Source organism: Pseudomonas sp. MDT1-85 (assembly GCF_054898065.1).
Genome location: NZ_CM142715.1, coordinates 3517475 through 3529832, shown reverse-complemented (window position 1 = coordinate 3529832; position 12358 = coordinate 3517475). Strand labels below are relative to the sequence as shown.

Below are 12358 nucleotides of genomic sequence, written 5' to 3'. Positions count from 1 at the left end.
GGACTGAGATAAATCCCAAGGCGTGAGCGAGATAAACCTGGGCTATTCCGGGATAGCCCGGCATAGGTTGGGATGGTTTGTGAAATAGAGTTGCAGCCCGTGCAATAAGAGACGCCCCGCTCAGTCGTCAGTCAGCGGGGCGAACATATCAACCTGGCGGCGGGCACGGACTGAATAGCCAAGTGCCATGCGTTGATTCCAAGAACCCTGAGTGTCACCCTGCGGTCTGCTCCACAAGGACCAAGGAATCAAGGAATGACTGGCTACGTACCCAAACCGGCAATACCCAATCAACCACAAAACTATCGTAATCCAGGTGTCACGCCGGTCGATCTTCATGCCCAGCGCTGGGCCGAATACGAAAAGCACGGTAAAGAGCCCGCACCAGCGCCAGACAAAATCGGTATTGCGTTACGCATAGGCGTGTTTTTTGATGGCACTGGCAACAACGCCAACAATACAGCCGCTGGTTTGCGCTGCGGTGCGCAACATGCCATCACACCAGAAGATATTGATACCAGTTGCAAGCCTTACATGCGTGACCCGGACAGCAGTTATGGAGCGGGTCCTACCAATGTAAAAAAACTCCATGACCTGTATTACTCGACAGTGATAGCTGAAGGCGACGGGCCTACGAAGATTGCATCACGCGCTGTTTATGTAGAAGGCATAGGCACTGAGGCCAATGAAAAAGACAGCATGGTTGGCTCGGGTATGGGGCGTGGTGATACCGGTGTTGCCGGCCGTGTTCAGTACTCATTTACGCTTATCAAACAGCTTGTTAACAACGTCCTGCAAGAGAACCCCAATAGTGAAATAGTGTCGCTGACTTTCGATACTTTCGGTTTTAGCCGAGGTGCAGCTGCCGCCCGGCATTTCTCCAACGAGATCGTAAGGGGCAAGCAAGGTCCTTTGGGGGATCTGCTGCGCAGTAACGCCAACGACTTCAGCCGAAGCTTTAACGATCAGTACAGTAATGGAATCAATATGGGCTTTATCGGGCTATTCGATACTGTGCCCTCCATTGCCGGATTCACCAATTTTGGGAGAGTGAAAAGTCCCATCGCGCCAGGCGTAAAGCTTTACCTGGATCGCAGGTTCTTCAAGGATGTCGTCCATCTGGTGGCTCGTGATGAGTGCCGGGCTAACTTTGCGCTCAGTCGCGTCAAGCCTGACCACCCGGAAATTACGCTACCCGGCGTCCATTCGGATATCGGTGGTAGTTACCTCGACGACATACAGGAATGCGTGTTGGTCAGTCCAATGCAAACACTTGAGGTGCCGATCAATACAGACGTCATCACCACATCGATCTATCGTGACGCCGCGCGAGTGAAAAGCCAGTGGATCGCTAAAGGCTGGCCACCGCAACTATTGGAAATCGTGACGCCCGCGTCGTTTGTAGTACCGAAGGTTCAGCAAGACAGGCTCAGTTCTGGAAAGAAGCGTGTGTATGCCGCGTTGCAACTCAAGCGTTCAGTAAGTGGAAAGCTCTCAAAGGTCTATTTGAGGGTGATGTATCAACTGGCAAAGGAAAAAGGTGTCCGGTTTAAAGAGGTACCAGACAAATCTGAATATGCCATTCCAGAAGAACTCGAGGTTCTTTGTGACAGGTTTGTCACCGGTGACTACAGCACCACGCCAGAAGAAGAGCAGTTGCTGAAACTGAAGTACATCCACACCTCAGCCAACTGGAATCATCCCCTTGGTAGAACGGATGGTAGCGGTATCGCGGCTGTTTACATCAATGCTCCTACGGAGGATGCGGTCCGCGTGCAACATCCTCACGTACCTGATTGGACGCTTTGGTAATGAGAATATTAGTAGCCCTGCTGGGCGTTTTACTTTTCACTGGCTGTCAGGCGACAGCCCCCGTCTTGGGAAAAAGTGACCCAAGGTCTAGCTGGTGGGAATTAACGTTCCTTGAGCCGAACTATATGCAGGTTTGGGTGGAGGACAGTTCTGTACAGGATATCAAGGGAAAGGTCTTTTTCAGGACCGGTAGCGGCACCGCCGCCGGCGGTGAACCAGAAGATGGCAAAGAATCCGCTCGTGGGTGGGTCGGGGTGGGTGGTAGCGGGAAAACAGTGGTCGGCGCCGATCTGCCCAAACGTATATTTGTTCGATGGCAATCAATCGCAGAGCAAAAAACCTATCGAGCATGGGTGGATATTCCCGACGAAGCCCGTCAACTGATGGAGTCTTCAACCAGCCAGCGTTGCTCGCAAACACCTGAGAAAGAAGCTCGGTTTATGGCGACTGTTTATCTGGGGTTGGCGCCCGGCGGCGTGGTTCAGGCATGGGTGAAAGACTCATGCTATCGTCCGATCAAAGTGACTCGAGTCCAAGCAGAGATTGAGCCACTGGGGCCAGACCAGGGCAAGAATGAGGGGCGTTATGCCTACCCGGTCAGTGAAAATACAAAACGCTACATAGAGAAATATGGCATTCCCTACGGGAGTTGGTAACCGCCAGCCGCCATAATTCGATTACCCCAACTTCAAAAACACTCTTTAAACCCGATTAAAAGCCCTGGGCCATCCGTTGGCCCAGGCTGTGCGCATCACCTCTATGCAGCGCACAGCCATGAAACCGCTGCACATCTTCAAGCCCGGCACGCACACCGCTATGAATGGCGTCAGTTTCGACTTTAGTGAGTCCGATCTGGCTGCCACAGTGAGAGCGTATGACCCGGCTCTGCACGAAGCCCCGATGGTCATCGGGCACCCCCAGCATGACGCCCCGGCCGCTGGCTGGGTCAAGTCACTGACGGCCACCGCCCAAGGCCTGATCGCCGAGCTGCAACAGGTTGATGTCTCGTTCGCCGAGCAGGTAGCCAAGGGCAGCTACAAGAAAAAAACGTCCAATGGGCGGTGACCGGTCCGGCACCGCCTACCAGAACCCCAATTCAAACGCTCTGCAGGGTTTCAAGCGGGCAACGGGTCGGCCGCGCCGCAATACACCCGGAAAAATGTCGGACGTTTCCTCGATTTTTTTGAAAGCTTTCACGCGTTTAACGATGCGTGTTTAAAGACACTCCGTGTTACTTCCCGAAGGGCTACAAGACCTTGCGTCGTTACCTACGGTTAAGACAGAATCCGCCGGCTTGTCCGCCGATGGCTTGAGCTCTATCGTTTCCCTGTCGCTGAATAGCAGCGATCGGGTTTGGTAGACCCTCAGCATCGACGCATAGCGTCACCTTCGGCATTCCTTTCTCAGGGCTGCGTTTTATGGTGGCCATGCGCAGGGCTCCTTCGGGAGCGCCGGTTCCGATGCCCGGTCTACCAACCTTCGTATGGCCGCCACCCTCCGTTTGGTAGCGAGATGGTGTTGGCTCCTTTTAAGAAGCATCGGAGTTTCTACTATGTTCAAAGTTACGCCCAACCCACCGGACACCGATCCGGCATCCCCGTACGAATCTGACGATTCAAAAAAATTCCACGAAGCCGCCGAGCGCGCCCTCAATTTCTATCTCAACCCGGCAGCGATCATGAACAACACCCCACGCAAACCCAGCACCCTGTACATGGTCGCGCCGGATGTCGATCATGAAACCTTGCTGGTTCAAACGTGTGAGAACCTGGCATCGGCGAGTGTCATGGCCAGCGACATCGCTGCATTGGTAGACGGCACCCACCGCAATACCCTGCTGGCGCTTCAGCAGGTCATCATGCTGGGGGAATTGGCGGTGAATCGAATGCTGGATAACTTCGTTCCACCCAAGTAATCACGCAGCCCTTTACCGAGGGGCTTGCTCCTCGGTAAAGGGTTTTGATAGCTCATAACGACGTTCTGACCACCAATGGGCAATCAACCGGCTGGGCGCCCGATACCTCCAGGGCTTCGATCAGGTGCCGGGCGGCATTGCGACCGATCTCGTAGTACGGCAGTTGCACCGTGGTCAGCGGTGGGATGAACAGTTCGGCGATGCCGATCATGTTGTCATAGCCGAGCACGGCGACATCGGCGGGAATTTTCAGGCCACGGCCCAACAACAGCTGATAGGCGCAAAAGGCAATCCGATCGTTGCCACAAATCAGAATGTCGAATTGGGGGCGACCCTCGATGATGTGTCGGTCGAGGATGGCTGCGGTTTCACCATAGGCGTCATGATCGGAAAGGTCGTATTGCAGGAGTGCGTCAGGCGCCAGGCCGAATGCCTGACAGGCACGCTGCAGGCCTTTTTGTCGCAGACCCCAGGCCAGACTCTGTTTTGGCAGATTGATGCACAGAGGGCGCCGATAGCCTTGGCTCAACGCGTGATGTACGGCTCGATACTGCCCCGTTTCGTCGTCGGGCACATAGCTGACCAGGCCACTGTCATCTGCCAGGCAATTGGCGAGCACCAGGGGTTTGCTCTTCAAGCGCTCGGGAATGCTCACCTGGCGAAACCCCATGGCGCTGAAGATCAACCCGTCGGGACGGTGCGACAACATCAGGTCGATGTTCTGGTCGGTGGGCGGGTTGCTCAACAGGTTAAGGATGAACACATTCCAGCCCGCCTGCTGCGCGGTCTGTTCGATGGACAGCAGCAACTCGACCGCGAACGGTGTGGTCGCGGTGTCCAGCGCGAACACACCGATGGTTCGCGACTGGAGGTTGTCGCCACGCATCTTGCGCGCCGACAGGCTCGGTACGAATTGCAGTTCGTCAATGGCGCGACGCACCCGCTGAAGGGTTTCGGGGCTCAGTTTTTCCGGATTATTGAGCGCTCGAGAAACCGTCATCAGGGACACGCCGGCCAGCTGTGCAACGTCTTTCACTGAAGTCATGCGAGGCGAGGCCGGTCAGGTTGACGCAGGATCATGACACATGGCCTGCGCTTCTCGCGACTCGTATGACGCTGTTCATAGCCATCCCGAGGCGAGAGGCCATGCTCTGGGAATGGCGACACGTCCGCCACTCCCGCTCGCAATGAGCTTCACACCCAGACTGCCAGGCTGGGGGTAGAGGCGACTGCTGAGGCTGAAGCGCCCGTTTTCGTCGAACACCTCGATGGACGAGCGATCGAGAAACACGCGCAATTCCAGTCGCTCTTGTGTCGGGTCTATCGACACGCTGCGCTGACCGGTGACTTGCGCGCCCGAGCGGCTGCGGTCCAGCACCAGTCGCTGCAGCGACGCATCGTAGTAGAGCAGGGTTTCTTCATGGTCATCGTCGCTGCAACGCAAGGCGATTCCGAGGTGGCCGTCGGTGCAGCCGCGCAAATCCAGATGCACATGGATTTCGAGCATGTCGCCATTCACTTCCGGCACGCACCGGGTTCCCGATTCATCCCACCAGGGCGTGCCCGGCAATGGCGCCTTGCGCAGAGCGGTGAGCTCCCGTGCCGGATACACGCAAAGGCGATCTGCACGCAGTTCAAGTTCGCGCGGCAAACCGAGCATGCCGCACCAGTGATGGGCCTGGCTCGGCATCGGGCTTTCCCACATATCGAGCCACGCCCACACAAGGCGCCGGCCATCGGCGGCCACTAGCGTTTGTGCAGCATAGAAATCATGGCCGTTATCCAGCTCGATAAAAGGCCCGCCGGTGAAGTGCCATTCGTTATCGAGTCGGCCCACTCGATAACCGGTCTGGTACTTGTTGAGCCGTTCGTAACCCTGGGGGTGCATGCCCTGGGGGGAGTAGAGCAGCACATCGCGCCCGTTCAGTCGGAACAGATCCGGGCACTCCCACATATAACCATCGCCCGCGCTGCCGCTGGAGACATAGTCGAGGAACTCCCAAGTGTGCAGATCCGTGGAACGGTACAGCGGCAGCAACGGCACGTCGCCCAGACGTGCGCCGGCAATCAGGTACCAGCCGTCATCCTCCTGCCATACCTTGGGGTCACGAAAGTGCATGATCGTGTCTTGCGGTGCGGTGTCGATCACGGCGCCATGCTTGACGAAGCGGATGCCGTCGGTGCTGGTGGCCAGGCACTGGACTTGACGGATCGAGCGCTCGTCACCCACGTCCCCCAGCCAGGTATGCCCGGTGTAGATCAGTGCTAGGGTATCGCCACACACCACTGCGCTACCGGAAAAACAACCGTCGCGGTCGAAGTCATCGCCCGGCGCCAGCGCAATGGGCAGATGCTGCCAATGAACCAGATCGGCACTCTTGGCATGCCCCCAATACATCGGGCCCCATTTCGCTTCGAAGGGATGGTGTTGATAGAACACGTGGTATTCGCCACGAAAGTACACCACCCCGTTAGGGTCGTTCATCCAGCCCGCGGGAGGGGCAAGATGATAACCGGGCCGATAATCATCGACGACGCGAGACAGGCCGTCACTCAGCGCATGCTGCGCAATCTCAAGGGCAGCGGACATTGGGTCGTTCATAGGATTCAAATACACAGTCATAGGGCGCTTGCTCGTGTCGAGCGCAGAGAGACGCCATCCGGCAGGGTTTCAATGGCGTGTGGGTGGCGCCCTAAGGCCGCGCCGTTGGCGTCGAACAGGTGCAGGTTGTCGATGTCCAGCAGCAGTTCAACCCGATCGCCCGCTTGCCATCCGGCGTTGACCTCACAACGACAGATCATTGGCTCATCCTGACCTGTCTCGAGGTGCACATAGGTTTCGCTGCCCAGGTATTCGACCGCGGTCACGACGACGCCGGCGGTTTCATCCGCCGCTTTGAGCGATACGTGCTCCGGGCGAATCCCCAGGCTCAGCGGCGTGCCTGCCGCCAGGTTCGAGCTGTCGAAGGGCAGGGACGTGATACCCCATACGAGGGTGTCGATCAGGCTGGTTTCGCCTGGAGCATGCAGGCGCGCCGCAAGAAAATTCATTCTGGGCGAACCGAGAAAACCGGCGACAAAGCGACTGGCCGGCCGTTCATAAAGTTCGCGCGGTGAGCCGACCTGTTCTACGCGACCGCCATTGAGCACGACAATTTTGTCGGCCAGGGTCATCGCTTCAACCTGATCGTGGGTGACGTAGATCATGGTCGAGCCGAGTCGAGCATGCAGTCGGGCGATTTCGTTGCGCATCTGCACCCGCAAGGACGCATCCAGGTTGGACAGCGGTTCATCGAACAACAAAATGTCCGGTTCCCGCGCCATGGCTCTGCCCATGGCCACACGCTGACGCTGCCCGCCAGACAGTTCCTTTGGCTTGCGTTGCAGCAGTTTGTCCAACTGCAGGATTTGCGCCGTTTTCAGCACGCGCTCGCGCAGGCTGGTCTTCTCAGTCTTGGCCAGTTTGAGACCAAAGCTGATGTTGTCGTAGACGCTCATGTGCGGGTACAGCGCATAAGACTGAAACACCATGCCGACGCCACGCTCGCGCGGCTCCAGGTCGTTGACCCGACGCCCGTCGATCAGCAGGTCGCCGCCGCAGATCGAGTCCAGCCCGGCGATCAGTCGTAGCAGGGTCGACTTTCCGCAGCCCGAAGGGCCGACGAATACCACGAATTCACCCGCCGCGATTTCCAGGCTGACGTCGCGAAGAATCCGCGCGCCGCCCAATTGTTTGTTCACGTTGTCCAGTTTCAATTTGATCACGATGCTGTTCCTTGTCTTTGTTGGGCATCAACCCTTTAACGCGCCGGCAGTGAGACCGGAAACGATTCGGCGCTGGAAGATCAGCACCAGAATCACCAGTGGGACGGTGACCACCACCGAGGCGGCCATCAACAACCCCCAAGGCAACTCATGGGGGCTGCCGCCGGAAATCAAGGCGATGGCGACCGGCACCGTGCGTTGGGTGTCGGTGAGGGTGAAGGTCAGGGCGAACAGGAACTCGTTCCACGCTGCGATGAAGGCCAATAAGCCCGTGGTGACCAGTGCGGGCCAGAGCAGCGGCAACAGCACGCGGGTCAGCGTGACCCAGGGTGAAGCGCCATCCATGATTGCCGCTTCTTCCAGCTCATGGGGCAGTTGTCCCATAAACGTGGTCAGCACCCAGACGGTGAAGGGCAGGGTGAAAATCGTGTAGCTCAGAATCAACGCCCAGGACGTGTTGTACAGCCCGAGGGCCCGGATCACTTCGAACAGCCCCGACAACACCGCGACCTGAGGAAACATCGACACGCCAAGCACCATCATCAACACCGTGCCACGCCCACGGAACTTCACCCGGCCCAAGGCATAGGCCGCCGTCAGGCTGAGGAACAGCGCCAGCGTCACCACGCACAGCGCAACCACCAGCGAGTTACCGATCGCTCGCAGGAATGAGGCTTGATTGAGCACCGCCGCGTAATTGGAGAAGTCGGGGTTTTCGATCCAGTAGCTCACCTCGAACAAGGCGCTGGACGGCTTCAGTGAAGTCACGATGGCGTAGTAGAAAGGGAAGACCGCATACAGCAGCAACACCCCGATCAGGCACCAGAACCCGAGGCGCAATAGCGCTTTTTTCAGTAGGCGCAGGTTCATGACCGGACCTCCAGTTGACGGCGTCCGAGGTAGAGATAAAGCATGGTGATGACCGCAACCACCAGAAACAACAGCGTCGAGGCCGCGCTGCCATAACCAACGTCCTGGAACTCCACCAGATGCTGGCGGGCATACACCGACATGCTCATGGTGCTCGACGAGTTCGAGGTCAGCACATAGATCACGTCGAATACCCGCAGCGAGTCGAGGATGCGAAAGATCGCCGCCACCAACAAGGCGGGCATCAGCAGGGGAAGCGTGACACGCCAGAACACCTTCAGCGGATGAATGCCATCGACCCTGGCAGCCTCGTAGCAATCGCTTGGCAACATCTGCAAGGCCGCTAGCATCAACAGCGTGACAAACGGCACGGTTTTCCAGACGTCGACGATGATCACCGCCCACATCGACAGGTCCGCATCTGCCGTCCAGGCCAGGGGCGCGTCAATCAGGCCGAGGCTCAGCATCAGGTGATTGATGATGCCGAACTGGTCGTTAAGCATCCATGACCAGATCTTCGCCGAGACAATGGTCGGAATCGCCCATGGAATCAGAATCAACGCACGCACCAGAGAGCGGCCGGTGAACTTGATGTTCAGCAGCAACGCCACCAGCAGTCCCAGTACGACTTCCAGCCCCACCGACACCACGGTGAAATGCAAGGTGTTGCGCACCGCGTTCCACCATTGCGGATCGACCAAAATGCCCGACCAGCTGGAACCGTTGTGGAACAGATAATTGCTCAAGCCAATGAAGGTTCCGCCACCGGTGTCCGCCAGGTTGGCGTCGGTCAGGCTGAACCAGAGTGTGCGCAGTAGCGGCCAGGCCGCCACCAGGGCCAGGCATAGCAGCATCGGCGTCAGAAACAGCCAGGCAGCGCGCACGCGGCGACGTTGTACGGGCGTTTCCCTGGTGAGCAGCAGCTCCTCACAGGGGGCATGGGTAGTAGAGACAGACATGGTGATTTCCTTCCTTGTGGCTTACCAGTTCCGGCGTTTGATGCGCGTGAGTTCGCTTTCCAGTTCGGCCAGCGCCTGATCGACAGGCAACTCGCCCGCCAGCACGCCATGCACTCGATCGAAGAACGCATTGGAGACCCGTGGATAGCGATCGGCAGTGATTGAGGCGGGGCGCATCACCCCATCGTTGAGAATGCTGTGCAGCTGAGCGTAATAAGGCATGGCCGCGAGCAATTCGGGGTCTTGATACAGTGACTCGATCACCGGGTTATAGGCGCCTATCAGGGCGCGGCGTTTTTGCTCTTGGGCACTGGTCAGGTAGCTCACCAGTTCTGCCGCAAGTTTTGGATGGGCGCTGTAACGCGATACCGCCAGACCCCAGCCACCGAGGGTGGAGGCATGGCTGCCGGTCTCGCCGCCACGGGGCAGGGGAGCGACCCCTACTTTGTCTTTTACCGCACTGTCCTGGCTTTGCACCAAGGCCCAGACATACGGCCAGTTACGCATGAACAGCGCATTGCCCGACTGGAATACGCCCCGGCCTTCTTCCTCGGTGTAATTGAGTACGCCACGCGGGGAGATGTCTCCTACCCAGCTTTTCGCCAGGGTCAACGCCGTTCTTGAGGCCTGGCTGTTGACCACGATGTCGCCTTGCGGATTGACCAGCCCGCCTTGCGGCTGGCTGCTGATCCACTCCAGCGCATTACACGTCAGGCCCTCGTAGGCGCGCCCCTGAAAGATGTAACCCCACGCATTGGGATTCCCGGCAGTGCGCTCGGCCTGTTGAATATTCCGGGCGGTAGCGGTCATTTCTTCCCAGGTCTGGGGAACCTGTTGGTTGTACTTCTCGAGCAAGTCCTTGCGGTAATACAGCAGACCCGAGTCGGTGAACCACGGCATCGTCACCAGCCGTCCGTTCACCGTGGCGTTATCCACCTGTGCCTGGAAGTAGCCTTGTGTTGCGTTGGCAGGAAGCACCTCGCGCAGATCCATCAGATGTTTGGCCAGCATTCCCGGCCACACCATATCGATTTGAATGATGTCTATGTCGCTGGACTGCGCACTGAGGATCTGTTGGTAGAACGACAACCTCTCGGTTGCCGAGTTAGGTGTTGAGACCACCTCGACGTGGTTGCCGGTCTGTTTCGACCACGCCTCGACAGCCTCCTTGCAGAGTTGTAACTCCGCCCCCACCGCCCCACACGAGATCGTCAAATCGGCTGCGCTCGAGAGGGATGGAAGCCCGGCACAAAGGGTCAGCAGTGCTGCGGGGAGGAACGATTTGAGCTGTTTCATAAAGCCCTCTTTATTTTTGTTTTTAGAAAAGTTAACGTTAACATCGCCAAATGTAGCAGCGTATTTGCGATGAGGCATCCTTTTTTTCGTCGATTTTGGCAAATCACAACTCCCGAAAGAAAAGGTTGATCGCAGGACAAAACAATAAAAACAAAACAGGAGATCCCCATGCAGAAAGCATCAAGCTGGCTACTCGCAGGCGTGCTCGGCACCTCGGCGGCGACCTCTCAGGCCGCGACTCTGGAACAACGAATGGCCGCGTTTGAAGCCCGTGCCAGCGCCGCGGAAAAACGTGCAGCCGCCGCTGAACAGCAAACCCAGGCACTCGCCAGGGAATTGCAGCAAATCAAACTTTCCACGCCCGCCTTGCAGCCGGCTGCGTCTACTGCAGCAGCCAGTGCGCCGCCTACTTTGGACACTCGACTGGCAAAACTCGAAGCCCGTCAGCAAAGCATGGAAAAGCAGGGCAGCAGCGGACACCTGACTGACGGCTTCAGCTTCAAGGGTTACGCCCGTTCCGGATTGCTGATCAACGATGGGCTGGGGGGTGGTCGTGGCGGCCCTTATACAACGCCTGCCGGTTCAGTCGGTGGCGCCGTCGGGCGACTCGGCAACGAAGACGACACCTACATGCGCATAGACCTGTCGAAAGAAATCTATGCGCAGAACGGCACCCGTTCCAAATTCACGGTGTCCATCGCCGACGGTGTGGAGAGTTCCAATGACTGGACGGCCGACGAGAGCAACCTGAACGTGCGTCAGGTATTCACCGAACTCGACCATCTGGCCGCCTTCAAAGGCAATTCGACGTTCGAGAACTCCACCCTATGGGCAGGTAAACGCTTCGACAGGGACAATTTCGATATCCACTGGCTGGATTCGGACGTCATCTTTCTGGCCGGCACCGGGGGAGGTATCTACGATGTGCAGATGAACAAGAACTGGCGCTCAAACTACTCCTTGATCGGGCGTAACTACGGGGATTTCAGTGAGGGCGGTGTTAATGCCGATGTGGAAAGCTACATCCTGACCTCCAACCAGTTCTTCGATAATGGTCAGTGGCAGTGGATGTTCAATGGCATTGGCTCGAAGAAAAACGACTTTGCCACCCGCACCAATGAAGCGGGCCTGACGCCTGCGGATTCCGGCTTGCACAGCATGCTGGCCAATCACCAGAAAGACTTTTTCGGCAGGGAAGGCTTCTTCAAAACGGCACTGCTCTATGGGCAAGGTCTGGGCGCAGAGGTCAAGAACATCGGTTCGGATGGCGAACTGATCGACGATGCCCGCGCGCTGCGTCTGGCGCTTTATGGCGAGACACCCATTGCGCCTGGCTGGCGCATCGGCCCCAGCTTGCTGGCCGAACAAAGCAAGGACAGATACGTCAAGGGTGACGATTACCGCTGGATGACCCTGAACGTGCGGTTGGCCAATGAAATCAACAGCAATTTCGAGATGGCCTACGAAATGAGCTGGCAAACCATGGACCTCGACCCCAAGGGCTACATGCAGCGTAATGCGGTCGACGGTAACTTCTGGAAATTCACGATCGCCCCGACATTCAAACCTGACGTTGGAGACCTGCTCACACGCCCCGAATTGCGAGTGTTCGCAAGCCTGATGAACTGGTCTTCGGACCTGGACAGATACAGTTCCACCGACAACTTCGGCAAGTCGGACTTCAACGCCGGCGGTGTATGGCAGTACGGCATACAGATGGAAACCTGGTTCTGATATCTGC

At 57.5% G+C, this 12358-nt stretch carries 11 protein-coding genes; 5 read left to right on the top strand and 6 right to left on the bottom strand.

Translation table 11 applies throughout. The features are described from left to right. The first annotated feature begins 255 nt into the window (after nucleotides 1-255). The 4 genes from ACYZT2_RS15890 to ACYZT2_RS15875 all read left to right on the top strand — a co-directional run bounded on the left by ACYZT2_RS15890 (nucleotide 256) and on the right by ACYZT2_RS15875 (nucleotide 3727). Nucleotides 256-1812 (top strand): phospholipase effector Tle1 domain-containing protein, encoded by a 1557-nt coding sequence (locus ACYZT2_RS15890; protein ID WP_461965432.1) that lies wholly within the window; start codon nucleotides 256-258, stop codon nucleotides 1810-1812. Further along, nucleotides 1812-2468 (top strand): DUF2931 family protein, encoded by a 657-nt coding sequence (locus tag ACYZT2_RS15885; RefSeq protein WP_461965430.1) that lies wholly within the window; start codon nucleotides 1812-1814, stop codon nucleotides 2466-2468. Before ACYZT2_RS15890 ends, ACYZT2_RS15885 begins: the two co-directional genes overlap by 1 nt. A 118-nt stretch (nucleotides 2469-2586) precedes the next feature. Beyond that, nucleotides 2587-2877: a hypothetical protein gene (locus tag ACYZT2_RS15880; RefSeq protein ID WP_461965428.1), complete on the top strand. Its 291-nt coding sequence runs from the start codon at nucleotides 2587-2589 to the stop codon at nucleotides 2875-2877. 487 nt (nucleotides 2878-3364) lie between these two features. Beyond that, on the top strand, nucleotides 3365-3727 hold the full coding sequence (locus ACYZT2_RS15875) for a DUF6124 family protein (RefSeq protein ID WP_461965426.1): 363 nt from the start codon (nucleotides 3365-3367) through the stop codon (nucleotides 3725-3727). A gap of 52 nt (nucleotides 3728-3779) precedes the next feature. Here the strand turns inward: ACYZT2_RS15875 and ACYZT2_RS15870 are convergent, their stop codons facing one another. The 6 genes from ACYZT2_RS15870 to ACYZT2_RS15845 form a co-directional block, all read right to left on the bottom strand. Further along, complete coding sequence (locus ACYZT2_RS15870) at nucleotides 3780-4772, bottom strand: LacI family DNA-binding transcriptional regulator (RefSeq protein WP_461965424.1); 993 nt, start codon at nucleotides 4770-4772, stop codon at nucleotides 3780-3782. A gap of 75 nt (nucleotides 4773-4847) precedes the next feature. After that, on the bottom strand, nucleotides 4848-6350 hold the full coding sequence (locus ACYZT2_RS15865; RefSeq protein ID WP_461965422.1) for a glycoside hydrolase family 32 protein: 1503 nt from the start codon (nucleotides 6348-6350) through the stop codon (nucleotides 4848-4850). Continuing rightward, entirely contained in the window at nucleotides 6347-7492 is a 1146-nt protein-coding gene (locus ACYZT2_RS15860; RefSeq protein ID WP_461965420.1) for an ABC transporter ATP-binding protein, read from the bottom strand. Before ACYZT2_RS15860 ends, ACYZT2_RS15865 begins: the two co-directional genes overlap by 4 nt. A gap of 27 nt (nucleotides 7493-7519) precedes the next feature. Then, nucleotides 7520-8362 carry a carbohydrate ABC transporter permease gene (locus tag ACYZT2_RS15855; RefSeq protein ID WP_008074255.1) on the bottom strand — a complete coding sequence of 281 codons (843 nt, stop codon included), beginning with the start codon at nucleotides 8360-8362 and terminating at the stop codon, nucleotides 7520-7522. Continuing rightward, nucleotides 8359-9321 carry a carbohydrate ABC transporter permease gene (locus ACYZT2_RS15850; RefSeq protein WP_461965418.1) on the bottom strand — a complete coding sequence of 321 codons (963 nt, stop codon included), beginning with the start codon at nucleotides 9319-9321 and terminating at the stop codon, nucleotides 8359-8361. The genes ACYZT2_RS15855 and ACYZT2_RS15850 overlap by 4 nt, the downstream gene beginning before the upstream one ends. A 21-nt stretch (nucleotides 9322-9342) precedes the next feature. Next, on the bottom strand, nucleotides 9343-10617 hold the full coding sequence (locus tag ACYZT2_RS15845; RefSeq protein ID WP_461965416.1) for an ABC transporter substrate-binding protein: 1275 nt from the start codon (nucleotides 10615-10617) through the stop codon (nucleotides 9343-9345). A gap of 168 nt (nucleotides 10618-10785) precedes the next feature. On the opposite strand from ACYZT2_RS15845, the gene ACYZT2_RS15840 reads away from it, so the two are divergent. Then, the gene (locus ACYZT2_RS15840) at nucleotides 10786-12351 is read left to right on the top strand and encodes a carbohydrate porin (protein WP_461965414.1); all 1566 of its coding nucleotides are present in this window, start codon (nucleotides 10786-10788) and stop codon (nucleotides 12349-12351) included. Nucleotides 12352-12358: the final 7 nt, after the last annotated feature.